The 22,698-nt window shown below is 67.4% G+C and carries 22 protein-coding genes; 8 read left to right on the forward strand and 14 right to left on the reverse strand.

Annotation, left to right across the window (positions count from 1 at the left end):
* Positions 1 to 9: 9 nt before the first annotated feature.
* Entirely contained in the window at positions 10 to 375 is a 366-nt protein-coding gene (locus tag AC1RUS_RS06005) for a hypothetical protein (protein WP_492914008.1), read from the reverse strand.
* Between the two features lie 38 nt (positions 376 to 413).
* The gene (gene topA / locus AC1RUS_RS06010; protein WP_492914010.1) at positions 414 to 3,077 is read right to left on the reverse strand and encodes a type I DNA topoisomerase; all 2,664 of its coding nucleotides are present in this window, start codon (positions 3,075 to 3,077) and stop codon (positions 414 to 416) included.
* Between the two features lie 181 nt (positions 3,078 to 3,258).
* Between topA and AC1RUS_RS06015 the strand changes: the two genes are divergently transcribed.
* On the forward strand, positions 3,259 to 3,429 hold the full coding sequence (locus AC1RUS_RS06015; protein WP_492914012.1) for a hypothetical protein: 171 nt from the start codon (positions 3,259 to 3,261) through the stop codon (positions 3,427 to 3,429).
* A 404-nt stretch (positions 3,430 to 3,833) separates the two neighbouring features.
* Here AC1RUS_RS06015 and AC1RUS_RS06020 read toward each other — a convergent pair whose 3' ends face one another.
* From AC1RUS_RS06020 to ruvX, 8 genes are all read right to left on the reverse strand, one after another.
* On the reverse strand, positions 3,834 to 5,021 hold the full coding sequence (locus tag AC1RUS_RS06020; RefSeq protein WP_492914013.1) for a class I SAM-dependent DNA methyltransferase: 1,188 nt from the start codon (positions 5,019 to 5,021) through the stop codon (positions 3,834 to 3,836).
* 77 nt (positions 5,022 to 5,098) lie between these two features.
* Positions 5,099 to 5,719, reverse strand: a complete 621-nt coding sequence (locus AC1RUS_RS06025; RefSeq protein ID WP_492914015.1) for a hypothetical protein — start codon at positions 5,717 to 5,719, stop codon at positions 5,099 to 5,101.
* Between the two features lie 70 nt (positions 5,720 to 5,789).
* Positions 5,790 to 6,887, reverse strand: coding sequence for a DNA-processing protein DprA (dprA, locus tag AC1RUS_RS06030; RefSeq protein ID WP_492914017.1), 1,098 nt, complete (start codon positions 6,885 to 6,887; stop codon positions 5,790 to 5,792).
* Complete coding sequence (gene plsY, locus AC1RUS_RS06035; RefSeq protein WP_492914019.1) at positions 6,884 to 7,516, reverse strand: glycerol-3-phosphate 1-O-acyltransferase PlsY; 633 nt, start codon at positions 7,514 to 7,516, stop codon at positions 6,884 to 6,886. The genes dprA and plsY overlap by 4 nt, the downstream gene beginning before the upstream one ends.
* A gap of 106 nt (positions 7,517 to 7,622) precedes the next feature.
* On the reverse strand, positions 7,623 to 8,348 hold the full coding sequence (locus AC1RUS_RS06040; RefSeq protein ID WP_492914021.1) for a hypothetical protein: 726 nt from the start codon (positions 8,346 to 8,348) through the stop codon (positions 7,623 to 7,625).
* Between the two features lie 119 nt (positions 8,349 to 8,467).
* Positions 8,468 to 9,769 carry a dihydroorotase gene (gene pyrC / locus AC1RUS_RS06045; protein ID WP_492914023.1) on the reverse strand — a complete coding sequence of 434 codons (1,302 nt, stop codon included), beginning with the start codon at positions 9,767 to 9,769 and terminating at the stop codon, positions 8,468 to 8,470.
* Positions 9,766 to 10,761 (reverse strand): aspartate carbamoyltransferase catalytic subunit, encoded by a 996-nt coding sequence (locus AC1RUS_RS06050; RefSeq protein ID WP_492914025.1) that lies wholly within the window; start codon positions 10,759 to 10,761, stop codon positions 9,766 to 9,768. The genes pyrC and AC1RUS_RS06050 overlap by 4 nt, the downstream gene beginning before the upstream one ends.
* A 799-nt stretch (positions 10,762 to 11,560) precedes the next feature.
* Positions 11,561 to 12,052: a Holliday junction resolvase RuvX gene (gene ruvX, locus AC1RUS_RS06055; RefSeq protein ID WP_492914027.1), complete on the reverse strand. Its 492-nt coding sequence runs from the start codon at positions 12,050 to 12,052 to the stop codon at positions 11,561 to 11,563.
* An 81-nt stretch (positions 12,053 to 12,133) separates the two neighbouring features.
* On the opposite strand from ruvX, the gene gatC reads away from it, so the two are divergent.
* Positions 12,134 to 12,421 carry an Asp-tRNA(Asn)/Glu-tRNA(Gln) amidotransferase subunit GatC gene (gene gatC / locus AC1RUS_RS06060; protein ID WP_492914029.1) on the forward strand — a complete coding sequence of 96 codons (288 nt, stop codon included), beginning with the start codon at positions 12,134 to 12,136 and terminating at the stop codon, positions 12,419 to 12,421.
* Positions 12,421 to 13,893, forward strand: a complete 1,473-nt coding sequence (gatA, locus tag AC1RUS_RS06065) for an Asp-tRNA(Asn)/Glu-tRNA(Gln) amidotransferase subunit GatA (protein WP_492914031.1) — start codon at positions 12,421 to 12,423, stop codon at positions 13,891 to 13,893. Before gatC ends, gatA begins: the two co-directional genes overlap by 1 nt.
* Before the next feature lie 42 nt (positions 13,894 to 13,935).
* Here gatA and AC1RUS_RS06070 read toward each other — a convergent pair whose 3' ends face one another.
* Positions 13,936 to 14,556 carry a hypothetical protein gene (locus AC1RUS_RS06070; RefSeq protein ID WP_492914033.1) on the reverse strand — a complete coding sequence of 207 codons (621 nt, stop codon included), beginning with the start codon at positions 14,554 to 14,556 and terminating at the stop codon, positions 13,936 to 13,938.
* A 276-nt stretch (positions 14,557 to 14,832) separates the two neighbouring features.
* Here AC1RUS_RS06070 and gatB point away from each other — a divergent pair, with 276 nt between their 5' ends.
* A complete protein-coding gene (gatB, locus tag AC1RUS_RS06075) occupies positions 14,833 to 16,326 on the forward strand; it encodes an Asp-tRNA(Asn)/Glu-tRNA(Gln) amidotransferase subunit GatB (RefSeq protein WP_492914035.1) in 1,494 nt (497 codons plus the stop codon).
* Between the two features lie 65 nt (positions 16,327 to 16,391).
* On the opposite strand, the gene AC1RUS_RS06080 is transcribed toward gatB, so the two are convergent.
* Together AC1RUS_RS06080 and AC1RUS_RS06085 are read right to left on the reverse strand one after the other, a co-directional pair.
* Positions 16,392 to 16,739 (reverse strand): proteophosphoglycan 5, encoded by a 348-nt coding sequence (locus tag AC1RUS_RS06080; protein ID WP_492914037.1) that lies wholly within the window; start codon positions 16,737 to 16,739, stop codon positions 16,392 to 16,394.
* Positions 16,740 to 16,932: 193 nt separating this feature from the next.
* Complete coding sequence (locus AC1RUS_RS06085; protein WP_492914039.1) at positions 16,933 to 17,415, reverse strand: RcnB family protein; 483 nt, start codon at positions 17,413 to 17,415, stop codon at positions 16,933 to 16,935.
* A gap of 585 nt (positions 17,416 to 18,000) precedes the next feature.
* On the opposite strand from AC1RUS_RS06085, the gene AC1RUS_RS06090 reads away from it, so the two are divergent.
* A complete protein-coding gene (locus tag AC1RUS_RS06090) occupies positions 18,001 to 18,273 on the forward strand; it encodes a sel1 repeat family protein (protein ID WP_492914161.1) in 273 nt (90 codons plus the stop codon).
* A 44-nt stretch (positions 18,274 to 18,317) separates the two neighbouring features.
* On the opposite strand, the gene AC1RUS_RS06095 is transcribed toward AC1RUS_RS06090, so the two are convergent.
* Positions 18,318 to 19,061 carry a polysaccharide biosynthesis/export family protein gene (locus AC1RUS_RS06095; protein ID WP_492914041.1) on the reverse strand — a complete coding sequence of 248 codons (744 nt, stop codon included), beginning with the start codon at positions 19,059 to 19,061 and terminating at the stop codon, positions 18,318 to 18,320.
* 85 nt (positions 19,062 to 19,146) lie between these two features.
* Between AC1RUS_RS06095 and AC1RUS_RS06100 the strand changes: the two genes are divergently transcribed.
* The 3 genes from AC1RUS_RS06100 (at position 19,147) to AC1RUS_RS06110 (ending at position 22,689) form a co-directional block, all read left to right on the forward strand.
* Positions 19,147 to 20,646, forward strand: a complete 1,500-nt coding sequence (locus tag AC1RUS_RS06100) for a GumC family protein (protein WP_492914043.1) — start codon at positions 19,147 to 19,149, stop codon at positions 20,644 to 20,646.
* Positions 20,647 to 20,749: 103 nt separating this feature from the next.
* Entirely contained in the window at positions 20,750 to 21,451 is a 702-nt protein-coding gene (locus tag AC1RUS_RS06105) for a P-loop NTPase family protein (protein ID WP_492914045.1), read from the forward strand.
* Between the two features lie 62 nt (positions 21,452 to 21,513).
* Positions 21,514 to 22,689, forward strand: coding sequence for an O-antigen ligase family protein (locus tag AC1RUS_RS06110; RefSeq protein ID WP_492914163.1), 1,176 nt, complete (start codon positions 21,514 to 21,516; stop codon positions 22,687 to 22,689).
* Positions 22,690 to 22,698 lie beyond the last annotated feature (9 nt).

Genomic DNA, 22,698 nt, shown 5'->3' on the forward strand with positions numbered 1-22,698 from the left:
TGGGAGGCGCTAGTACAAATCCTCGATCCGCGTCGCCGGCGGGGTCTGAGCCGGCGGCGGGGCGGTGGTGGTCTGGGCCGGGGCGGTGTTCTCGGCGGGCGGCGCCTCGACCACGGCCGGAGCCTCGGCCTCTTCGGTCTTGACCTCGACGGCCTTGACCTTGGGCTTCTCGGGCGGCGCGGGCACATATAGCGGCGCGGGCGCGGCGTCCTTGACGGGCACGCCCGACACCTCGGCCAGAGGCGCGGTCGAGGTGACGTCTGCCCCGCGATCCTTCAGCGCGTTGCTCAGGCCCATGGCGAAGCCCAGGCCGCTGATCAGGATCAGACCGGCGACCACGGCGGACAGCGGCAAGGGTCGTTCGAGCGTCGTCATGACCGCAAGTCTAACCCCGGATCGCCATCATGGGTAGATCAGGCCTCCGCCTTCTTGGCGGGGGCCTTCTTCGGAGCCGCCTTCTTGGCAGCGGGCTTTTTCGCCGGCGCCTTCTTGGCCGGAGCAGCTCCGTCGGCGGCGGCTTTCGCCTTGGCTGGAGCCTTCTTGGCGGCGGCCTTCTTCGCTGGCTTCTTGCCGCCGCCCTTGGCGACGCGCTCGGCGATCAGGGCTACGGCTTCATCCAGCGTAAGCGCGGCGGGATCGGCGCCCTTGGGCACGTTGGCGTTGGTGTCGCCGTGCTTGATGTAGGGCCCAAAGCGGCCCGACAGCACGCGGATCGGCTTGCCGTCCTCGGGGTGATTGCCCAGTTCGGCCAGCGCCGCGGCCTGACCGCGCTGCGGACGCCCGCCGCCGGCCCGCTTGTCGGCCAGCACCGCCACGGCGCGGTTCAGGCCGATGTCGAACACGTCCTCGGGGTTTTCCAGATTGGCGTAGGTGCCCTCGTGCAGCACGAAGGGCCCGAAGCGGCCAAGGCCCGCGGTGATCTTCTTGCCGTCGTCGGGGTGCAGTCCGACCTCGCGAGGCAGGGACAGCAGGCGCAGGGCCTTTTCCAGGTCCAGGCTGGCCGGCGTCCACCCCTTGGGCAGACTGGATCGCTTGGGCTTGTCGCCGCTGTCCGGCGCCGCCGGCTCTTCGACGTAGGGACCGAAGCGGCCGTTCTTCAGCCAAACGGCGCGACCGGTCTCCGGGTTGAGGCCCAGCTCCTTGTCGGCGGCCTCGGCCTCGCCTTCGCCTTCCGACGTGGCCAGCTGGCGGGTGAACCGGCATTCGGGATAGTTCGAGCAGCCGATGAAGGCCCCGAACTTGCCGACCTTCAGCGACAGCTGGCCCGTCCCGCAGGTCGGGCAGGTGCGCGGATCGGAGCCGTCGCCCTTGTCGGGGAAGATGTGCGGACCCAGGGCCTCGTTCAGGGCGTCCAGGACGTTGGTGACGCGCAACTCGGCGATCTCGCCGACGGCGGCGTGGAATTCCTTCCAGAAGTCACGCAGGAACTGCTTCCAGTCCAGCTTGCCGTCCGACACCAGGTCCAGCTGCTCTTCCAGCGAGGCGGTGAAGTCGTATTCGACATAGCGGCGGAAGAACTGCTCGAGGAAGGCGGTGACCAGGCGGCCCTTGTCCTCGGGGACGAAGCGCTGCTTCTCCATCTTCACGTATTCGCGGTCGCGCAGCACGGTCAGGACCGAGGCGTAGGTCGACGGACGGCCGATCCCCAGCTCTTCCATCTTCTTGACCAGGCTGGCTTCAGAATAGCGGGGGGGCGGTTCGGTGAAGTGCTGGTCGGCGCGGGCGTCGAGCACCTTGGCGGCGGCGCCTTCGGTGATCATCGGCAGACGGGCGCTGTCTTCATCACCGTCGTCGTCGCGGCCTTCTTCATAGACCGTCAGATAGCCGGGGAAGAGCACCACCTGGCCGGTGGCGCGCAGACCGGTCTGGCCGTCATGGCTTTCGATGTCGACCGTGGTGCGCTCGATGCGGGCGCTTTCCATCTGCGAGGCGATCATCCGCTTCCAGATCAGCTCGTACAGCCGGCCCAGATCCGGCTCCAGCCGCAGAGAGCCGGGATTGCGGCCCAGGCTGGTGGGGCGGATGGCTTCGTGCGCTTCCTGGGCGTTCTTGGCCTTGACCTTGTAGTAGCGCGGCGTCTCGGGGACGTAGTCCGCGCCATAGACCTTGCCAATCACGTCGCGGGCCTCGGCGATGCCTTCGGGACCCACCGACACGCCGTCGGTCCGCATGTAGGTGATCAGGCCGACGGTCTCGCCGCCGATGTCGATGCCTTCATACAGCTTCTGGGCGGCCTGCATGGTGCGCTGGGCGGAAAAGCCTAGCTTGCGCGAGGCTTCCTGCTGCAGGGTCGAGGTGGTGAAGGGCGGGGCGGGCGAGCGCTTGCCCGGCTTCTTCTCGACGCCGGCGATCTTGAACACGGCCTTCTCGACCGCCGCCTTGGCGGCTAGGGCCGAGCCTTCGTTGGCCAGGTCGAACTTGGTGAGCTTCTTGCCTTCGTGCTTGATCAGGCGCGCGGTGAACGGATCGGCGCCGGCCGAGACGTCGGCGTCGACGCTCCAGTATTCCTGGGTCTTGAAGCGCTCGATCTCCATCTCGCGCTCGACGATCAGCCGCAGGCAGACCGACTGCACCCGGCCGGCCGAGCGGCTGCCCGGCAGCTTGCGCCACAGCACCGGCGAAAGGGTGAAGCCGACCAGGTAGTCCAGGGCGCGGCGGGCCAGATAGGCCTCCACCAGCTCCATGTCGATGTCGCGCGGATTGGCCATGGCCTCCAGCACGGACGACTTGGTGATGGCGTTGAAGGTGACCCGCTGGACGGTCATCCCCTTGACCGCCTTCTTCTTGTTCAGGACCTCCAGCACGTGCCAGCTGATGGCTTCGCCTTCGCGGTCGGGGTCGGTGGCCAGGATCAGGCGGTCGGCCCCCTTCATCGCGTCGACGATGTCGGAGATGCGCTTGGACGACTTGGCGTCGACTTCCCAGCTCATCGCGAAGTCGTTGTCGGGCTCCACCGAACCGTCCTTCGACGGCAGGTCACGGATGTGACCATACGAGGCGAGAACCGTGTAGTCGGACCCGAGATACTTGTTGATGGTCTTGGCCTTGGCCGGGCTCTCGACGACGACGACGTTCATTAGGACTCTTGTACCTTGGGAGGATCGCCTTGGAGGCGAGCGCCGGAAAGTGGGGGCGCGACGGGGGGTCTGTCAACGCGGGGCGGCGAAACAGTGGCGTTTGGGCCGATTTGGTAGCCGCTTGTTAAGGGTGGTTATGCATTGTTCCAAGCTCAACCCCTGACCCTTGCTGGGACCAGCCTTGGATCTGACCGTCAACAGGATCGCGCAGGAAGCGTACGTCTCGCCGATCCGGCCCGTCCGGCCGGTGACGTCGAACGCCGACCGCGCGCAGCTTGCCGACCAGCTCAAGCAAGCCGTGCGCGCCGCGCCGGCCCAGGGCACGGGCCTGATGATCGACCTCTCGGTCTAGATTTTCCGCATCATCTCGTTCGCCAGCGTGTGGCGAAGATTTGAAAAAGCGCCGTCATGTCCGCCTGCTGGAGATAGGGGCTGACATGGTTAGCGGTCGCTCGGGGTGGCGGAAGTTGAGGCCAAGTTGAATTCAAAGGTCCGCTACGAGTGGATGTCGGACGGCTGGCTCAGCAGCGCCCCCTCCGTCACGTCGCCTATCGGCGCCGCGCCACCTCCCCCGCTTCGCATGGGAGGAGAAGACACGCTTCCTCCTCACCCGTGCAACGGGGGAGGTGGCGCGATGCGAATACGCATCGTGACGGAGGGGGCGTCGAGTGGGGCCGCATCGCCAAACATCCGCTCAGGGTCGTAAGCGGTCATCGGCACGAGCGGCCGCATCGAGCGTCTAAACCTTGACGCTCCCTACCGGCTGCGTCGCATCACGTAGAGGCCGCCCTCGGCCGCGCCGGCGCCTTCGCGGCGCAGGGTCGTGATCGCGTGTTCCAGAACCTCGAACGCGGGCGCGGCCAGGTCGCGGACATAGGCGTCGGCGTGGGCGAAGCGGCCTGACGGCAGGACGGTCCAGCCCTTGGCGGCGATCTCGACGCTGAAGGCGAAATAGCTGCCGGGTTTCAGGGTGGTGGCCAGAACCTCGAACAGGTCGGCCACGTCGCCCAGATAGATCAGCACGTCTGCGGCCAGCACCAGGTCGAAAACGCCGGGATGCTCGCGCAGGAAATCGACGACATCGGCCTGGACCAGCTCGGCGTAGGCGCCCCGTTCGGCGGCCTTGGCCAGCATGCCGCCCGACAGGTCGACGCCGGTCAGCCGTCCGCCGAACCGGGCGAACGGCTCGGCCGCCAGGCCGGTGCCGCAGCCTAGGTCTAGGATCTCCGGCAGGGTCTGGACGTGTCTGGCCACCATGTCGGCCAGCAGCGACGGGGCCTGATACTCCAGCAGCTCGACCAGCTGGTGGTCGAACTGGTCGGCGAAGCCGTCGAATTTCGCCGCGACATAGTCGGCCGGCGCGCGGCTGACCGACGGATCGTTCAAGACCCGCAGGTTGTAGGCGTGCACCACGTCGTCGGGACGGCGCTCGGCCAGCCAGGCGCCGACGGCGCGGGCGGCGTCCAACTGGTCGAAGGCCGAGAACACCGCGAAGGCCTCGCGCGCAGCGCTCATCTGGTCATCGGCCTCGCGGCTGTAGAGCGACAGGGCGTCGTCGATCAGCACGCCGTTGATCATCGCCACCATGGCGCGGGCCCGAGCCCGGACGAGTTCGGCGTTGGCGGGCAGGCCCCCCAGTCCCTCGGCGCGGTCGAAGGCCTCGACGGCGCCCGCGAAATCGCCGGTCAGATAGAGCGCCTGGCCCAGGCAGACCAGCCAGATGGGTTCGGCCCGCCGCGAGCCGGCGGCGCGGCGCAACGGCTGGACCGCCTCGGTGAAGCGTCGCGCGGCCATCAGGGTCAGGCCCAAGCCGAACAGGGCCTCGGCGTGATCCGGCTCAAGGGCGAGAACGCTTCGGAAATCGGCTTCGGCTTCGACGTGCCGACCCTCGCCGCTGGCTTGAACAGCGCGGTTGAACGCGTCGATGACGGTCTGCTGGCTCACCTGCGACTCCGGATAAGGGCGGGCTTGCCGCCGATGTCGGGTCTTCGCCCGCCCGGGCGCAAAGTTACAGTCAAATATCAGCGAAGGCGGCGCTTGCCGGTGAACTTGGGCGTTTTGTCGTGGTCGTCGGTCAGACCGAAGATCTGCATGAAGCCGACCACGGCGGCCGGCGGCGGCGTCGGTCGTGTGGCCAGCACCGCCAGGGGCGTCGGCGCAACCACCTGCACCATCAGCGGGGCGACGACCCAGCGGGCTGGAAAGGGCTGGAGGTCGGCGTCGGCATGGGCCCGCAGATGGGGGCAATGCTCCATGGAATGGCGGGCGCACGCTTCGTGCAAAGGCGGGATCGAGCCGGCGTCGACGATGATCTGGTCGTCGGGCATGGCCGGCGGCAGATAGACGCCCAGGCCCTTGGCGCGCAGGGCGGCGGCGGGCTTGCGATGGGCGATCTGGGTCCAGCGGTCGCCGTCGGATGTCGGCTGACCGCACATCGGGCAGCGCATCTGGATGACGGCCTCCCGCTGCCGCCGGAAGTGATTCATTGAGTATTCGGGCCGCCCGAAGCCCGGTCGCTCGACCTGGCAGACCGCCAGCCGCCCACCGATGCTGGGGCAAGGTCGCACGCCCAGGCCTTCCTCCTCGGACCAGCTGGTCATCCAGGGCACGTCGACCCCAACCTTCAGTCTGGATTGCGGCATGGCGGTCCCTTGGCGGCGCGAGAAACCCACAACGCGCCAATCGGCCGAGCGTGGCAATGTTCTGGCGTTTTCAGACGCCGGCCACCATGCCGCCGGCCAGCAGTTCGGCGCGGTCGGCCAGGGACAGCTCGACCAGCGCCGCCATCACCGCCGAGGTCGGGGCGCCGGTGGCGCGGACCAGTTCGTCGCGGGAGACGGCGGTGGGGGAGAGGAGGGCGGCGACGGCCTCCCGAAGGGCGTCGAAGTCGACATCGGCCTCCGGCTCGGCGTCGTAGCTTCGGTCGCGCTCGCGCAGGTGGGTGTGGCCCGACAGCGACCGCAGCACGTCCTCGGCGCCCTCGCACAGGATCGCGCCCTGGCGGATCAGGTCGTTGGTCCCCCGGGCCCGCGGATCCAGCGGCGAGCCGGGCACGGCGAAGACGTCGCGGCCCTGCTCGGCGGCCAGGCGGGCGGTGATCAGCGAGCCGGACTTCAGCTCGGCCTCGACCACGACCACGCCCAGCGACAGACCCGAGATGATGCGGTTGCGGCGCGGGAAGTCCTTGGCCTGGGCCCGGCGGTCGGGGGCGCTTTCGCTGACCACGCAGCCCTCGGCGGCCAGGCGGGCGTGCAGCTTGTCGTGCTCGGGCGGATAGACGTCGCCGATGCCGCCGCCCAGCACGGCGACCGAGCCGGTGCGCATCGAGCCCTCGTGCGCCGCGCCGTCGACGCCGCGCGCCATGCCCGAAACGATGACGTGGCCGGCCTCGCCCAGCTCCATGGCCAGCTGGCGCGCGAAGCGCTGGCCGCCGGCCGAGGCGATGCGGGCCCCGACGATGGCGATGCTGGGCTGGGGCAGCAGCTCGGCGCGGCCCAGCGTCCACAGCACCGGCGGGGGCGGATCCAGGGCGGCCAGGCGGGCAGGGAAGTCCGGCTCGCAGCCGCACAACAGCCGGGCGCCCATCTTGGCCCCGACGTCCAGTTCGCGCTCGATCGTCTCGCGCAGCGGAATGTTGAGGGGCGTGGCGCGACCGCCGCGTCGGGACAGGTCAGGCAGGGCGGAGAGCGCGCGTTCGGGCGTGCCGAAACGCGTCAGCAAATGGTCGAAGGCGACGGGGCCGACCGTCTCGGTGCGCGCCAGCCGCAGCCAGGCCAGGCGCTGGATGTCCGAGAGGCGGCCCTGAATCATGCGGACTCGGGCTTCTTCTTGCCGATGCGCGGCTCCTCGCCCTTCAGCAGGCGGGCGATGTTCTCGCGGTGGCGGATGAAGATCAGCACGGCCATGAACAGGCAGAGGGCCAGCATCGGATAGGGCTGGTCGGTGGCCAGGGCGAAGGGCGCGGCCAGGGCGGCGGCGACCAGGGCGGCCAGCGAACTGATGCGCAGCAGGGCGGCTACGGCCAGCCAGGTGATCGCGGCCAGCACGCCCACGGGCCAGCAGGCGGCCAGCAGCACGCCGTAGAAGGTGGCCACGCCCTTGCCGCCCTTGAACTTCAGCCAGACGGGGAACAGGTGGCCCAGGAACGCCGCGCCGCCGGCGAGGGCGACGATGGCGGCGTTGTTGTGGGTCAGGTAGCGCGCCAGCAGCACCGCCAGCACGCCCTTGCCGGCGTCGCCCAGCAGGGTGATCGCCGCCAGGTCCTTGCGCCCCGAGCGTAGCACGTTGGTCGCGCCGATATTGCCCGACCCGATCTTGCGGATGTCGCCCGCTCCGCCCAGGCGGGTGGCGATCAGCCCGAACGGAATGGAGCCCAGCAGATAACCGCCGATGACGGTGATCGCGAGAGTCAGATAGACGGCGGCGGCGAGATCTTGCACGTTTCGACCCTAGGGCGAGTTGCGCGCGATTTCAACCGCTGCGCAAGAATTGCGTTCAGGGCGAAGGTGTAGAGCAGACTCAGGGTGGGAGCAAAAACGAGAGGGCTTAGCTCCCCTGCAAGACCTTCATCAGCGCCAGGGTCGGCGGGGTGAACGCCAGGGGGCCGATCAGAACCATGCTGAGCAGGATCGCGCTCACGCCCCAGAAATAGGCCGGGTGGACGCGCTTGCGGGCGATCAGGTCGGCGATCGGGCCGGCCAGGGCGAAGGCCAGGATGACGCCGAACATCACCAGGGGCGCGGCCTTCCCGAACGAGGCCATCGGCAGCAGGCGACCCAGGCCCGGACCCAGGATCGAGATCGTCGCGCACAGCATCAGGCGCTTGTGCCATTCGGACTTGCGCCGAAGCGCCACGCCGCCGGCCACCAGCCCGCCGAACACCAGGATGCCGATCAGGTTCATCACCAGGAAGATGCTGGGCGGGAAGAACGGCGGAACCATCTTGTAGCGGATCGCGAACAGCGTCGCGGCCACGCCCATGATCACCATGGCTCCGGCCAGGCCCGCGCCAACCATGCCGATCTGGCGATGCAGCTTGATCGATCCGCGCGCGATGAAGGCCGGCTGTGCGACGAAGACGAGCACCCACAGGGTGAACACGGCCCCATGCACATGTAGCAGCAGCGGCAAGCCGGGCGTGGGGGCGAAGTCGCCGGGCACGGTCTGGGAAAAGCCGCCGATGAACACCGCCGCCATCAGCAGCGACATGACCAGGTAGAACCGGCGGCCCACGCCAGTCGCGGGCGCACGGCCCATATCCACTGCGGTCATCTCATCCCCCAGGAAACGCCCACGCCCGATGCGGGAGGGTGCGCGCGGTTCAAGGGGTTTTCAATGGTGTAACGGCGATATTCGAGCGTGGGCCGACCGGCGCCTGTTCCTTTGGCGGCTTATCCCTCCGCCCGGTGAACCACCCGTCCATCCACCAGCGTCATTAGCACCTGCCCCTGCAGCCGCCGCCCGTCGAACGGCGAGTTCTTGGACTTGGACAGCAGCTTGCCGGCGTCGACGATGATCGGCGCATCGATGTCGCACAGCACGAGATCCGCCGGAGCGCCCGGCGCGATGCGGCCGCCGCGCAGGCCCAGCAGCTCGGCCGGAGCCAGGGTCACGGCGCGGATCAGGTCGACCAGCGGCAGGCGCTCGTCGTGATACAGCGACAGCAGGGCCGGGAGCAGGGTTTCCAGACCCACCGCCCCCGGCGCGGCCTCGTCGAACGGCAGGCGCTTGTCCTCGGCGGGAGCCGGGGCGTGGGCCGAGACGACGATGTCGATCAGACCCGACGCCAGGGCCTCGATCAGCGCCTGGCGGTCGTCCTCGCCGCGCAGGGGCGGGGTGACCTTGGCGAAGCTTCGATAGTCGCCGATGTCCAGTTCATTGAACGACAGGTGGTTGATCGACACCGAGGCGTGCAGGCGCAGGCCCTTGGCCTTGCCGCGCGCCAGGGTCTCCAGCGCGCCGGCGCTGGTGATCTGGTCGACCAACAGTCGGCCGCCGGTGGCTTCCAGCAGGGCGATGTCGCGCTCCAGCATGATCCGCTCGGCCATCGGCGAGATCGACGGCAGGCCCATGCGGCCGGCGAACTCGCCGCCGATCGCCGCGCCGCCCTTGGCCAGCCACGGGTCCAGCGGCCGGTGGGCCAGAAGGGTGTCGAAGCCCTTGGCGTAGGTCAGGATGCGTTGAAGGACCTTTGAGTCGACGATCGGGCGGTCAGCGTCGGTGATGTAGACGCAGCCGGCCTCGCGCATCAGGCCGATCTCGGCCATCTGCTCGCCGCGCAGGCCCTTGGTCGCCGCGCCGGCGCAAAGGATGCGGGCGCTGTCGATGTCGCGCGAGCGGCGCAGGATGAAGTCGACCACGCTGGGATCGTCGATGGCTGGATCGGTGTCGGGCTGAACGACGATCGAGGTCACGCCGCCTGCGGCGGCCGCGCGCGCGGCCGAGGCCAGGGTTTCCTTGGTCTCCGAGCCCGGCTCGCCGGTCTTGACCCGCAGGTCGATCAGGCCCGGCGCCAGCAGCGCTCCGCCGCAGTCGATGATCCGCACGCCCTTGCCCAGCTTGCCGAACTCGCGGCCCTTGGCGACGTCGGCGATGACGCCTTCGGAGACGATGACCCCACCGGGACCGTCATAGCCGCTCTCGGGATCGACCAGGCGGGCATTGGTGAAGGCGAAGGGCTGGGGCGAGCTCATTGGTCGGCCTCCAGGCGCGCGGCGAGGCTGGTGAGGACCGCCATCCGGGCGGCGACGCCCATCTCGACCTGGTCCTGGATCAGGCTGACGGCCGGATCGTCGGCGACGTCGCTGTCGATCTCGACGCCCCGGTTCATCGGTCCGGGGTGCATCACCTTGGCCCCGGGCGCGGCGCGGGAAAGCTTTTCGCGATCAAGGCCGTAGAAGCGGAAGTACTCGCGGGTGGACGGCACGAAACCGCCCTGCATGCGCTCCAGCTGCAGGCGCAGCATCATCACCACGTCGGCCCCGGCCAGGCCCGACTTCATGTCGTTGTGCACGGTCACGCCCCAGCGCTCGGCCTGGGCCGGCATCAGGGTGGCGGGGCCCACCAGCCGCACGCTGGCGCCCAGGGTGTGCAGCAGCGAGACGTTCGAGCGGGCCACGCGGCTATGCAGCACGTCGCCGCAGATCGCCACGGTCAGGCCAGAGACGCGACCAAAGGCGCGGCGGATCGACAGGGCGTCCAGCACGGCTTGCGTCGGGTGTTCGTGCTGACCATCGCCGGCGTTGATGACGTGGCCGCTGACCTTCTGGCTGAGCAGGCTGGCCGCGCCCGACGAGGCGTGGCGGATCACCAGCAGGTCGGGCCGCATGGCGTTCAAGGTCACGGCGGTGTCGATCAGGGTTTCGCCCTTGGTGATCGACGAGGTGCGCGGGCTCATATTGACGACGTCGGCGCCCAGGCGCTTGCCGGCGATCTCGAAGCTGGACTGGGTGCGCGTGCTGTTCTCGAAGAACAGGTTCATCAGCGTCCGGCCCTTGAGCAGGTCCAGCGACTTGGAGGTCTGGCGGTTGAAGGCGACGAAGGCCTCGGCCAGGTCCAGCAGGTCCGCAGCTTGCGGCGCGTTCAGGTCGCCGGCGGACAGGAAATGGCGTTTGGGAAAGGCGAAGGCGCGCTTGCGGATCGCGTCGATCGCCGCGCTGGCGGGGTCATGGGCTGTAGCCGTCATGAAGCGGTGTCTTAGGCGGCTTTGTCGGGCGAGGGAAGGCGGAGCGCGCGGTTCACCGAAGGGGGCGGGGATAAGTGACCCTCTCGCGGACCATTGCGGGTCCCGCTGCGATCAGCTGATCACCTTCGCCCCCTCCACCGCTCATCCCCGGGAAGGCGGGGACCCAAGCGGTGACAAGGGTTTAGCCACGATTCAGCTCTGTCGGCTGATTCAACTTGGGTTCCCGCCTTCGCGGGAATGAGCGGTGTTCTAGCGTCACGCTCCTTCCGAAGAGCGTGAGCATTCGCGCCGACTTATCCTACGCATCCAGAATGGCCGTATTCTATGTCCACCTCGTCGCGAGGAAAGGGCGCATGGCCAGCGACCGTTGCGACGGCGGGGGTGATCGAGCGGGAAGCTCAATCGATGGCGGGTGAAAGCCGCCAACCTCGTGTGTTTCCTTGGCGGCGGTCGGCCTTGCAGCACAGAAACGACAGGAGCACGAGGGTCGAGAGAGCGGCAGGCTGGTCCGGAAGGGTCAGCGGTCCGGGTTGGAGGCTAACCAGCCCGCCCGTCGGAGGCTTCAAGGCGGCGAGGCTCTAACAGAGCTCGGGCGCCGCGCGCTTCCGGATAACGGTCACGCGGAGCGGACGGCTTCGTCGAAACGGTACTTATCTATCTCTTCCCGGACGTCGTCCGGACGCTCCGCGACCCTTTCCATTCCTCAGCGAGTTGATCGCGTGAGGCTGCGGACGCACGTCTTCTCCCTGCCATCCAAGGCGGAAGGGCGTGCGCGGAGCTAATGGAGACCAGCCTGCCGCTAAACCTTTCCCGCCGCCTCGCGAATCCCCCGCATCCGCTCGAGGGCCCCTTGCAGGATCCACCCGGCCGCCATCTTGTCCACCACCTCGCCGCGGCGCTTGCGGTTGACGTCGTGCTCCTCGATCAGCACCCGGGTCACGGCCGCCGTCGACAGGCGCTCGTCCCAGAAGGTGATCAGCAGGTCGGGGTTCAGGCGCAGCAGGTTGCGGCCCAGCGCGCGGTTGGACTGGCAGCGGACGCCTTCGGTGCCGTCCATGTTCATGGGCAGGCCGATGACGACGCCGGCGGCCTTGCGGCTGTCCATCAGCTTGAACAGCGTGGCGGCGTCCTCGCTGAACTTGGTCTTCTTGATCAACGCCAGCGGGCTGGCGACGGTCAGGGTGACGTCGGACACGGCCACGCCGATGGTCTTCTCGCCGGGGTCGAGCCCCACGATCGGCTTGTAATCGGGAATGGCGGCGGAAAATTCTTGGATGTCGAGGACGGGCATTGCCTCTCTTATCACGGGGAAGCGCTTGTCAAAGCGCCCCTCCGGCGGCTAACCCACGCGCTTGGAATTCAGGAGGCACCCATGGCCATTGACGTCGCCACAGTGCGCAAGGTCGCGCGGCTCGCGCGGATCGCCACGCCCGAAGATCGCCTGGAGCCCCTGGCCCAGGAACTGAACGGCATCATGGCGTGGATCGAACAACTGGCCGAGGTCGACACCGACGGCGTCGAGCCGCTGACCAGCGTCGTCGGCGCCGGCGCGCCGCTGCGCGCGGACGTGGTGACCATGGGCGGCGACGCCTCGATCGTCACCTCCAACGCCCCCAAGTCCGTCGACGGCTTCTTCGTCGTGCCCAAGGTGGTCGAATAATGAGCGCGCTTACCTCTCTGACTCTGAAGGGCGCGGTCGACGGCCTGGAAGCCGGCGACTTCACCTCGGTCGAGCTGACCACGGCCCACATCGAGGCGATCGAGGCCGCGCGCGTCCTGAACGCCTTCATCGTCGAGACCCCGGAGCAGGCCCTGGCCATGGCCGCGGCCTCCGACGCCCGTCGCGCTCTGGGCGCGGCGGGTCGCCTGGACGGCGCGCCGCTGGGCATCAAGGACCTGTTCTGCACCAAGGGCGTCCAGACGACGGCCTGCTCGAAGATCCTCGACGGCTTCGTTCCCGAATACGAGTCGACCGTAACCAGCCAGCTGTGGCGCGACGGGGCGGTGATGCTGGGCAAGCTGAACCTCGACCAGTTCGCCATGGGCTCGTCGAACGAGACCAGCGCCTTTGGTCCCGTGACCAATCCCTGGCGCTCGACCGCCAGCAACAAGGCCCTGACCCCGGGCGGCAGCTCGGGCGGTTCGGCCGCCGCCGTGGCCGCCGACCTGTGCCTGGGCGCCACTGCCACCGACACCGGCGGCTCGATCCGCCAGCCGGCCGCCTTCACCGGCACCGTCGGCATCAAGCCGACCTATGGCCGCTGCTCGCGCTGGGGCGTCGTCGCCTTCGCCAGCTCGCTGGACCAGGCCGGCCCGATCGCCAAGACCGTCGAAGACGCGGCCCTGCTGCTGACTTCGATGAGCGGCCACGATCCCAAGGACAGCACCAGCCTCGACATCCCGGTTCCGGACTTCACCCAGTTTGTCGGCAAGTCGATCAAGGGCCTGAAGATCGGCATTCCCAAGGAATACCGCGTCGACAACATGCCGGCCGAGATCGAGAAGCTGTGGGAAGACGGCATCGCCTGGCTGAAGGAGGCCGGCTGCGAGATCGTCGACATCAGCCTGCCGCACACCAAGTACGCCCTGCCGGCCTACTACATCGTGGCTCCGGCCGAGGCCTCGTCGAACCTGGCTCGCTATGACGGCATGCGCTACGGCCTGCGGGCCGAGGGGCATAATCTCACCGAGATCTATGAGAACACCCGGGCCGAAGGTTTCGGCGACGAGGTCAAGCGCCGCATCCTGATCGGCACCTACGTGCTGTCAGCCGGCTATTACGACGCCTACTACCTGAAGGCCCTGAAGGTGCGTCGCCGCATCGCCGAGGACTTCGACAACGCCTGGGAAAAGTGCGACGCCATCCTGACCCCGACCGCGCCGTCGGCGGCGTTCGGCCTGGGCGAGAACAGCAACGACCCCATCGCCATGTACCTCAACGACGTCTTCACGGTGACGACGAACCTGGCGGGTCTGCCGGGCCTGAGCCTTCCGGCCGGTCTGGACGCCAACGGCCTGCCGCTGGGTCTGCAGATCATCGGCAAGCCTCTCGACGAGGCCACCGTGTTCTCCGTGGCCGGGGCCATGGAAAAGGCGGCCGGCTTCAACGCCAAGGCCGCCAAGTGGTGGTGAAATAAGAAAAGGGCGGCTCCCGCGAGGAGCCGCCCTTTGTCGTTACATCGGGTCAACCGGGGTGACCGGAGCCGGCGTGGACGCCGGAGCCACCGGGGCCGGGATGACCAGCGGGGTCGGATCGGGAACGATCGCGACCGGGGCCGGAACCGTCGCGCTCACATTGCTCGACGCCGTGCTGGCGTCCGGCGCCGAGGCTCGGGCCGGAGCGGCGCGGCGGGTCACGACGGCCTTGGGCGCGGCGCGAGCCGGAGCCGGGGCGGCGGCGCGGGGCGCGGGCGTCTCGACCGCGGCCGTTTCGTACGGCGTCGGGATCGGAGCCGGCGTCGCGGCGGCCGGAGCCACGGGCTGGGTGACCGGCGCTGTGTCGGTCACGGCCATCTGGGCCGGCTTGTCGGTGTCGGTCGGGGCTTGGGCCGGGTTGGCCATCATCGCCCAGGCCAGAGCGCCGGCGGCGACGAGAACAACCGGCGCGCCGACCAGCAGGGGCAGGTTGTTGGACGCCTTCTTCTTCGTCGTGCGGGCATAGACCGGCGCGGCGGGGAAGAGCGGCGAAGTATCCACGGTGTCGGAAACGGGCGTGGACTTGACGACGGTACGCGGCGTACGAGCGCCAACCGGTTCAATCGAGTCCAGGTTCAAGGTCTGATTAAAAGCGGGCATGGTGTCCTCCTCAGCTTTCCTTACTCAGGGAAAGAAACGGGAGGTTGGCGTTGAGGTTCCGTCGAGCAAACAATGGCGCCGTTTCCGACAAGATGTCGCCTTAATCGAAAATCTAACTTGGCTGTTGGTTCCATGTCCTCAAAGCTTATTTGAAGTCAGCTGCGACAGCGGCGCTTTAGTGATCCGTGGCGTGCGAAGGCGCGTTCGGCCACTGGCTTTGAAAGCCGGCCGCCTAAGGCTTTTCCGTCCAGCCGCGCTCGGTGTAAGAGAGGCCCCATGACGCAAGATTCCAAAACCATCCAAGGCCGCACCGGCCCCTGGGAAATCGTTCTGGGCCTGGAGATCCACGCTCAGGTGGCCAGCAAGTCCAAGCTGTTCTCCGGCGCCGCCGTCGGCTTCGGCGCGGGTCCCAACGAGCAGGTGAGCCTGGTGGACGCGGCCATGCCCGGCATGCTGCCGGTGCTGAACGGCTTCTGCGTCGAGCAGGCGGTGAAGACGGGCCTTGGCCTGAAGGCCCAGATCAATCTGAAGAGCCGCTTCGATCGCAAGAACTACTTCTATCCCGACCTGCCGCAGGGCTATCAGATCAGCCAGTTCGACCAGCCGATCGTCGGCGAGGGCGTCGTCACCGTCGAGCGCGACGACGGCACGACCTTCGATGTCCGCATCGAGCGCTTGCACCTGGAGCAGGACGCCGGCAAGTCGCTGCACGATCAGGATCCGAACGCCACCTATGTCGATCTGAACCGAGCTGGCACGGCGCTGATGGAGATCGTCTCCAAGCCCGACATGCGCACTTCGGAAGAAGCCGCCGCCTACGTCAAGAAGCTGCGCACGATCCTGGTTTATCTGGGCACCTGCGACGGCGACATGGAGAAGGGCAACCTGCGCGCCGACGTCAACGTCTCGGTCTGCCGTCCGGGCGACTACGAGAAGTTCCGTGAGACCGGCAGCTTCAGCCACCTGGGCACGCGCTGCGAGATCAAGAACGTCAACTCGTATCGCTACATCCAGCAGGCCATCGAGTACGAGGCCCGTCGCCAGATCGAGATCCTGGAAGATGGCGGCAAAGTCGATCAGGAAACCCGCCTGTTCGATCCGAACAAGCTGGAAACCCGCTCGATGCGGTCGAAGGAAGAGGCGCACGACTATCGCTACTTCCCCGATCCGGACCTGCTGCCGCTGATCCTCGACGCCGACTGGGTCAAGGAACTGGAAGCGACCCTGCCGGAACTGCCGGACGCCAAGAAGGCCCGCCTGCAGAGCCAGTACGGCCTGTCGGCCTATGACGCCGGCGTGCTGATCATCGAGAGCGACCGCGCCGACTACTTCGAGGCCGCCGCAAAGGGCCGCGACGCCAAGCTGGTGTCCAACTGGGTGACCAACGAGCTGCTGGCCAAGCTGTCGGCCGGCGGGCACGAGATCGCCAACTCGCCGCTGCCGGCCTCGGACATCGCCGAGATGGTCGAGCTGATCGAGAACGGGACCATCAGCTCCAAGATCGCCAAGGAGCTGTTCGAGCACATGTGGGCCGGCGAGGGCCGTCCGTCCGAGATCGTCCAGAAGCGTGGCCTGGTCCAGATCAACGACACCGGCGCCATCGAGTCGGCGATCGACAAGCTGATCGCAGCCAATCCCGACAAGGCCGAAGCCGTGAAGGAAAAGCCCCAGGCCATCGGCTGGTTCGTCGGCCAGGTGATGAAGGAAACCGGCGGCAAGGCCAATCCGGCCACCGTCAACGACCTGCTGAAGTCCAAGCTGGGCCTCTAAGGGCCGGCGCAAGACAAAGGGCCCGCCGCTTTCGCGACGGGCCCTTTTTCATGGCGTGTGGCTAGCTATTGCGGCTTGGGCGCGTCCGGAGACGGCTCGGTCGTCGTCGTCGAGGATGACTTCTTGTGCTTCTTGGCCTTGGGCGCCGTCGTGTTCGGGTCGGTCGCCGTCTTCTCGTCCGCCGTGGTCGCGGAAGTCGGGCTGGCCGAGGTGGTGGCGCTGTCGGCCTGCAGGGCGGGATCGGGCGTCGGCTGAGCGGCGGGATCCTGAACCGGCGCCGGGGCGGTGCTGGTCGCCGGAGCGTCCGTGGTGGTCTGGGCGGGCGGCGGAGCGGTCTGCTGGGCGAGGGCCGCGCCGGCGTAGCCGGTGAAGCCGATGATCAAAACGGCGGCGGAGATGCGCAGGGTCTTCATCGAGAGCGCCTTCGATTGCTGCAGCGTCGGATTGTGACGCGAGCCCTACGCTGGCCGTGGATTGCGGTCGAAATGACTTCGCAATCAGGCGCTTTGGTCGGATGCGTGGCGGTGAGGCGGCGCAGATGGCGACAAAGCGGCGCCCCAGCTATTGGCCAGGACGCCGCTCGTCGACCTCAGGAGGAGTTCAGGTCTAGTAGTTGGAGATCACGTCGAAGATCAGGCCCGTGGCGATAGCCGCCAGGACATAGTCATTGCCGGTGCGGTACCAATAGTAGCCGCGGGGCGGCGGACGCAGGCGATAACGGCCATAGTCGTGCACCACATAGCCGCCGCTGCGGTAGTAGGTCGGCAGATAGGCGCCCCGACGCCAGGACTCGTAGCCCGGGCGATAGCCGGGGCGGCCGTAATAGGCGACCGGCGGTGCGCCGTAGTGGAAGCGGTTGCCGTAGTAGTAGCCGTTATGGCGACCGCCATCCCAGCGGTCGTCGCGGCGACCATCCCGGCGATCGTATCGATCGTCGCGACGATCGTAGCGATCGCCCCGACGGTCATCGCGTCGATCATCACGATGATCCCAGCGGCCGCGATCCTGGGCGGCTGCGTCCGTGGCCGTCATGGCCATGGGGCCGGCCACCGAGGCGACCGCGGCGATGGTAAGTAACAGACGTTTCATCTCGTCACTCCTTAGTGGTCGGGCGGGTGTCACGCCGCCAAGTCCCTCGACCTTGAAACCATCCTGGCGGGCGTCGGCTGAACCGCGCCTGAATGATGTTGTCAGGCGAACGCGCGATTTCCGTCGCGGCTCCCGTGACGCGACGCGTCGGTCGGGAAGGGTTTCGTCTGCGGCCAATTGTCCGTCGGCGGCTTCGCGACCCCGTTGCGGGTTGTTCCGCTGAAAAACCTGAGCATTATTTTGGACGAGTTTTCGGGCCGGGAAGCGGGGTTTGAGCCTTTCCGAAGCGCCCGAAAGCGCACAGCCGAGCTTCAGATCTGAAGCCGAGCAGCTGTCTCAAGGCCTTGTCGCAACAGGAAAAGCGGCGAAAGAGGCTCGAAAAGTGCTTTTTGGCCAGCGAGCCCGTTAACTCGCTGTATAGAGCTGTTTACGCCGAGTAATATCCTTGAACAATTCATGTATTCGTTTTTGAATTCATGATGTTCTCGCGCTTAACTATATGTTCAGCGGAGATGGACTTTTCTGCTTTCAGGCCCGCGATCGGCAGAACGTCGTAAGGGGTCTGGAAGAGGAGATGAAGCCATGATGATGAACATCGAAGCGCCCCCCGCCCACGTCCTGCCGCTGCCGACCGCTGAATCGTCGGGCGACGAGCTGTTCCGCATGGGCCTGCTGTATTCGACCGGTCAGGGCGGCGCGCCGCTGGACTACGTCTCGGCCCACATGCTGTTCAACTTGGCCGCCATGCGCGGTTCGGTCGAAGCCAAGGTCTATCGCAAGGAACTGTCGCAAGAGATGGCCAGCGAAGACGTCGCCGAAGCCCAGCGTGCGGCTCGCGAGTGGCTGGCCCACGGCTGAACCCGGTCTTCGGGTTCGGCGCTCCCGCTTGACGGCGGTCTGGCCTACTGGCCGACGCCGTTGATCGCGTAGCTGAAGCTGATGGGCAGCAGGTCGCGGAAGTACTGCTGCATGAACAAGCCCGTCTCGGCCGCGCCGCTGCGCGGCACGTAGACGATGTCGAACCGGCGAAGCGGGACAGGGTCCACGCCGCTGCCGGGATCGGTCAGGCCTCTCAAGAGGTCCGCAGTGCGCATCATCGCCCGACCATTCGGGCCGCGACGAATGATCACAACTTGGCTGCGCTTGGACGTGCTCTTGAAGCCGCCAGCCTGGATGACGGCCCTCAGGGCGTCCACATCGCCGGGCATGTCGTAGACGCCTGGATTGCCGACCTCGCCCCCCACGAACACCTTCAGCGGCGTCGCGGACTTCACCGCCACCTGCACCTGCGGGCGCAGCAACTGGCTCGAATAGGCCTGGGTGATCGCGCCCTGCAGTTCGTCGATCGTGCGGTCAGCCGCCATCACCGGCCCAATCAGGGGCAGGGCGATCCGCCCGTCCGGCTGGACGACGGTGGATTTATTCAGTTCTGCGGCCGACGGCACAGTCACCTCGACCTCGTCGCCCGGATAGAAGCGGTAAGACGGCTCGTCCTCGCTCCAGTCCGCATAGCCGATGTTCGGAAAGCCGCCCGTCGGGCGAGGGGCGGGGGTCAGGGGTTCGCCGTCCACGTGGCCGCAAGCGGTCACGCCGCTGGCCAGCAGCAGGATGGCCAAAGCCGTCGAGAGGTGCGTGCGCCTTTGCATGCGACAAGTCTTAACAGGAATGGGTAACGAAGCCTTAAGGGCGGGCGGACCAGTTTGGGATCGAGATTGAACCCTTCGGATTCGCATGTCGACGACGAGCGCCTGGACCAGTGTGCCGCATGACCCGCCGTCGCAACGCGACTGGGCGACGCGTGCGCGCTATGCGCCGACCGACTTCATCACCCTGCTGTGGCGCGAACGCTTCCTGATGCTGGTCGTTTTCGTCGTCATCGTGGCGCTGGGCGTGGCGTTCTCCACCACGCTGAAGAAGAACTACACCGCCGAATCCAGCCTCTTCGTCCGTCTGGGCCAGGAATATGTCTACGAGCCCCGAGCTGGCGACGCCGGCCGCGGCGCGGTGCCGAACGTCGACCAGGTGATCCAGTCGGAAGCCGAGATCCTGGGCAGCGGCGAGCTGCGCGAGCGCGTGATCCGCAAGATCGGCTTTGCCAACATCTTCCCCGCCCAGGCCCACAAATACGCCGGCGCGACGCCCGAAGGTAAGCGCAAGCTGATCGCGCTGGGGCGCGACAGCATCGGCAAGAGCCTGAAGATCGAGACCGCGCCCGACAATTCCATCATCCGGCTAGCCTTCAAGGATGCCGATCCGCAGATGGCCGAAAAGGTGCTCAACACCTTGCTCGAAGAATATCTGACCTACCGCAAGGGCTTGCTGATCAACAGTGACGGCGAGGTGCTGCAGCGCCAGCGCGACATCTTCGAGCAGAAGCTGGCCGACACCGACGCCAGCTATCAGTCGTTCCTGTCGACCAACGACATTGGCGACTTCACGGCCCAGAAGAACACCCTCACCCAGCTGCAGTCGCAGGTGGAGCAGCAGAAGTACTCGGTCGAGGCCCAACTTCAGGACCGCACGGGGCGGCTCGCCGCCGTCGAGGCCGAGCTGGCTCGGACGCCGTCCGAGACCTTGCTCTATCGCGACTTCGACACCACGGCGTCCTCCAAGCTGAATCAATTGAAGCTGGATCGTGAAGGCCTGCTCTCGCGCTATCGCGCCGACGCCCAGCCGGTCCGTGACGTCGAGGCGCAGATCGCTCAGCTCGAGCAGGGCGTCGCCTCAGGACGAACGATGGGCGATGGCGCGCGTCGCAGTGGTCCCAACCCGATCTGGCAGACCCTGCAGACCACCCGCAACGACCTGAAGGCCGAAGTGGCGGCGCTGCGCGACTCGCTGGCGGCCTACAACCAGCAGGTCGGCGACGTGAACCAGCGCCTGCTTCGGCTGGCCCAGCTGGAGCCGCAGTTCAACGCCCTGACCCGCGACCGCGACATTCTGTCGACCAACGTCAAGGACTACACGGTCAAGGAACAGCAGGACGAAGCCCAGCGCCGGATGTCGTCGGAAAGCAGTGACAATATCCGCATCGTCCAGCGCGCCGTGGCGCCGTCGACGGGCAAGAGCCTGAAGAAGCCGGTCCTGGCCCTGGCCATCCTGTTCGGCGCCTTCACCGCCCTTTGCGCCGGCCTGGTTCGGATGTTCCTGCGGCCGGGTCTTCAGACCCCGGCCTCGGCCGCTCGCACTCTCAACTTGCCGGTCCTGGCCACCGCCGGGGTCAAGCGTTGAGGCCAGCGCGATGTCGCCTTGCGCGGTGAGTGCTTTGGTCGCCTTTCGCCCCTCAGGGGAATGACGTTAACTAGTAAATCCTGAACGCGCGGCGATTCGACGGATGGTGGATTTGAACGCCGAGATGGCGGAGTTGTGGAGCTCACTGGGCGCGCCAGCGCCTGGGCGCCCGCACGTCATCCAGATCATATCCGCCCGGCGGGGCGAGGGTGTCTCGACGGTGGCCCGCGAACTGGCCCTGTTCACCGCCCGTCGCGCCGGTCGCAAGACCTGGCTGGTCGACATGGACCTCGGGACCTCCGCCCAATATCAGGCCATCGCCGCCGAGCCCGAACGGTTCGGACGCCTGGGACCGGCCGCCGCCGCGTCGCCCGACCACTCGGCCTTCTTCACGGTCCAGCCGCCGGCGCCCCGCGCCGATGGCGGCGTCTGGCCCGACGCCAAGTATCTGGCGGCCCATAGCGTCGGCGACGCGCGGCTGTGGGTTACGCGCTTTAATCGCGACGCCCTGCGCGGCCGGCAGAAGGTGCACATCATTCCAGGGGCCGAGTACTGGTCGGCCCTGCGTCGTCACGCCGAGATCGTGATCGTCGACAGTCCTTCGACCGATCGCTCCCAGGCCGGACTGACCGTGGCCCAGCACATGGACCAGTCGATCCTGGTGGTGTCGGCCGAGCAGCCCGACGTGCAGCCGCCAGCCCAGCTGCGCGACGCGCTGACGGCCGTAGGCGGGCGCTGCGCCGGCCTGTTCTTCAACAAGGCTTCCGTGCAGGCGCCGGCGTTCCTGAAGGCGATCCTGCCGTGACCTCGCAGAGGAGGGCCGGGCCCCTCCTGCCGCAGATCGCCGTCTTCTGCGCCGCCGTCTTCATGCTGCTGCTCTATAGCGGCGGCCTGGAGATGCCGCTCTTCGGCGAAAACGCCGATCCGTCCTCCAGCGGTCTGATGCGGGTGATGTACCTGCCGGCCTATGCGGCGGGCTTCCTGCTGATCGCGCTCAACCCGCGCAACCTGTTCCGCGCCGGCGTCCGCCAGCCGTTCCTGATCCTGGTGCTGACGGTGCTGGTGGCCTCGTACTTCTGGTCGATCGCGCCGGACGTCACCGCGCGCCGCGCTTTCGCGGTGGTCTGCACCACGCTGGGCGGGGTGGCTCTGGCGGCGCGCTTCAAATGGGCCGAGTTGGCCGAGGTGGTGGCCACCGCCTTCGCCGTGCTGATCGTCGCTTGCTTCGTGGTCTGCCTGGCCGTGCCCAGGATCGGCGTGATGGTCGAGCTCTTTCCGGGCGCCTGGCGGGGGCTATGGCAGGAGAAGAACGCATTGGGGTCGCTGATGGCTCTGGCGTTCTGTCTGCTGTCCGCGGCGGCGCTGCTGAACCCGGTGCGCGCCAGGCTTTGGTTCGGCTTTGCCTTCTTGGCCTTGATCCTGGTGTTGATGTCGACCTCGAAGACCTCGCTGGTGTCGCTGATGCTGGGAGGCGTCGCGATCGTCTTCGTGCTGATCGTGCAGTCGGGGCCGGCCGCGGGCGCGGCGGCGCTCTGGGCCGGGGTAACCGGTGTGATGATGTTGGCGGCCTTCCTGCTGCTGGCCGCCGACGTGTTCTTTGCCCTTCTAGGCAAGGACGCCACCCTGACCGGCCGCAGCCAGATCTGGGCGGCGGTGATGCGCCAGATCGAGGAACGGCCCTGGTTGGGCTACGGCTACTCCGCCGTCTGGGACAACAAGAACGCCTATAGCCCCTTCGCCTGGATCACCAAGGACGCCGGCTTCCAGGCTCACCACGCGCACAATTCCTGGCTGGAGCAGTGGCTCGGCATGGGCTTCTTCGGCCTGATCGCCTGGGGTCTGTTCTATCTGCAGACCATGGCTCTGGCGCTGGTGGCGGTGTTCCGCGACCGAGGGGCGCTGCTCGCGTTCCCGTTCCTGATCGTTTACAGCCTGGTGACCATGACCGAGAGCATCGCGGTCGTTTACAACGACTTCCGCTGGGTGCTGTTCGTGGCCTTCGCCACCAAGCTGGCCTTCTCCGATCGCCAGCAAGCGGCCTGATCGCGCTGC

The organism is Caulobacter sp. GW821-FHT10F06, from assembly GCF_058809215.1.

Coding starts and splice junctions, on each gene's coding strand:
- AC1RUS_RS06005 (WP_492914008.1), bottom strand. CDS start 375: ATGACGACGCTCGAACGACCCTTGCCGCTGTCCGCCGTGGTCGCCGGT.
- topA (WP_492914010.1), bottom strand. CDS start 3,077: ATGAACGTCGTCGTCGTCGAGAGCCCGGCCAAGGCCAAGACCATCAAC.
- AC1RUS_RS06025 (WP_492914015.1), bottom strand. CDS start 5,719: ATGCCGCAATCCAGACTGAAGGTTGGGGTCGACGTGCCCTGGATGACC.
- dprA (WP_492914017.1), bottom strand. CDS start 6,887: ATGATTCAGGGCCGCCTCTCGGACATCCAGCGCCTGGCCTGGCTGCGG.
- AC1RUS_RS06040 (WP_492914021.1), bottom strand. CDS start 8,348: ATGACCGCAGTGGATATGGGCCGTGCGCCCGCGACTGGCGTGGGCCGC.
- pyrC (WP_492914023.1), bottom strand. CDS start 9,769: ATGAGCTCGCCCCAGCCCTTCGCCTTCACCAATGCCCGCCTGGTCGAT.
- AC1RUS_RS06050 (WP_492914025.1), bottom strand. CDS start 10,761: ATGACGGCTACAGCCCATGACCCCGCCAGCGCGGCGATCGACGCGATC.
- ruvX (WP_492914027.1), bottom strand. CDS start 12,052: ATGCCCGTCCTCGACATCCAAGAATTTTCCGCCGCCATTCCCGATTAC.
- gatC (WP_492914029.1), top strand. CDS start 12,134: ATGGCCATTGACGTCGCCACAGTGCGCAAGGTCGCGCGGCTCGCGCGG.
- gatA (WP_492914031.1), top strand. CDS start 12,421: ATGAGCGCGCTTACCTCTCTGACTCTGAAGGGCGCGGTCGACGGCCTG.
- AC1RUS_RS06070 (WP_492914033.1), bottom strand. CDS start 14,556: ATGCCCGCTTTTAATCAGACCTTGAACCTGGACTCGATTGAACCGGTT.
- gatB (WP_492914035.1), top strand. CDS start 14,833: ATGACGCAAGATTCCAAAACCATCCAAGGCCGCACCGGCCCCTGGGAA.
- AC1RUS_RS06080 (WP_492914037.1), bottom strand. CDS start 16,739: ATGAAGACCCTGCGCATCTCCGCCGCCGTTTTGATCATCGGCTTCACC.
- AC1RUS_RS06085 (WP_492914039.1), bottom strand. CDS start 17,415: ATGAAACGTCTGTTACTTACCATCGCCGCGGTCGCCTCGGTGGCCGGC.
- AC1RUS_RS06090 (WP_492914161.1), top strand. CDS start 18,001: ATGATGAACATCGAAGCGCCCCCCGCCCACGTCCTGCCGCTGCCGACC.
- AC1RUS_RS06095 (WP_492914041.1), bottom strand. CDS start 19,061: ATGCAAAGGCGCACGCACCTCTCGACGGCTTTGGCCATCCTGCTGCTG.
- AC1RUS_RS06100 (WP_492914043.1), top strand. CDS start 19,147: ATGTCGACGACGAGCGCCTGGACCAGTGTGCCGCATGACCCGCCGTCG.
- AC1RUS_RS06105 (WP_492914045.1), top strand. CDS start 20,750: ATGGTGGATTTGAACGCCGAGATGGCGGAGTTGTGGAGCTCACTGGGC.
- AC1RUS_RS06110 (WP_492914163.1), top strand. CDS start 21,514: ATGCTGCTGCTCTATAGCGGCGGCCTGGAGATGCCGCTCTTCGGCGAA.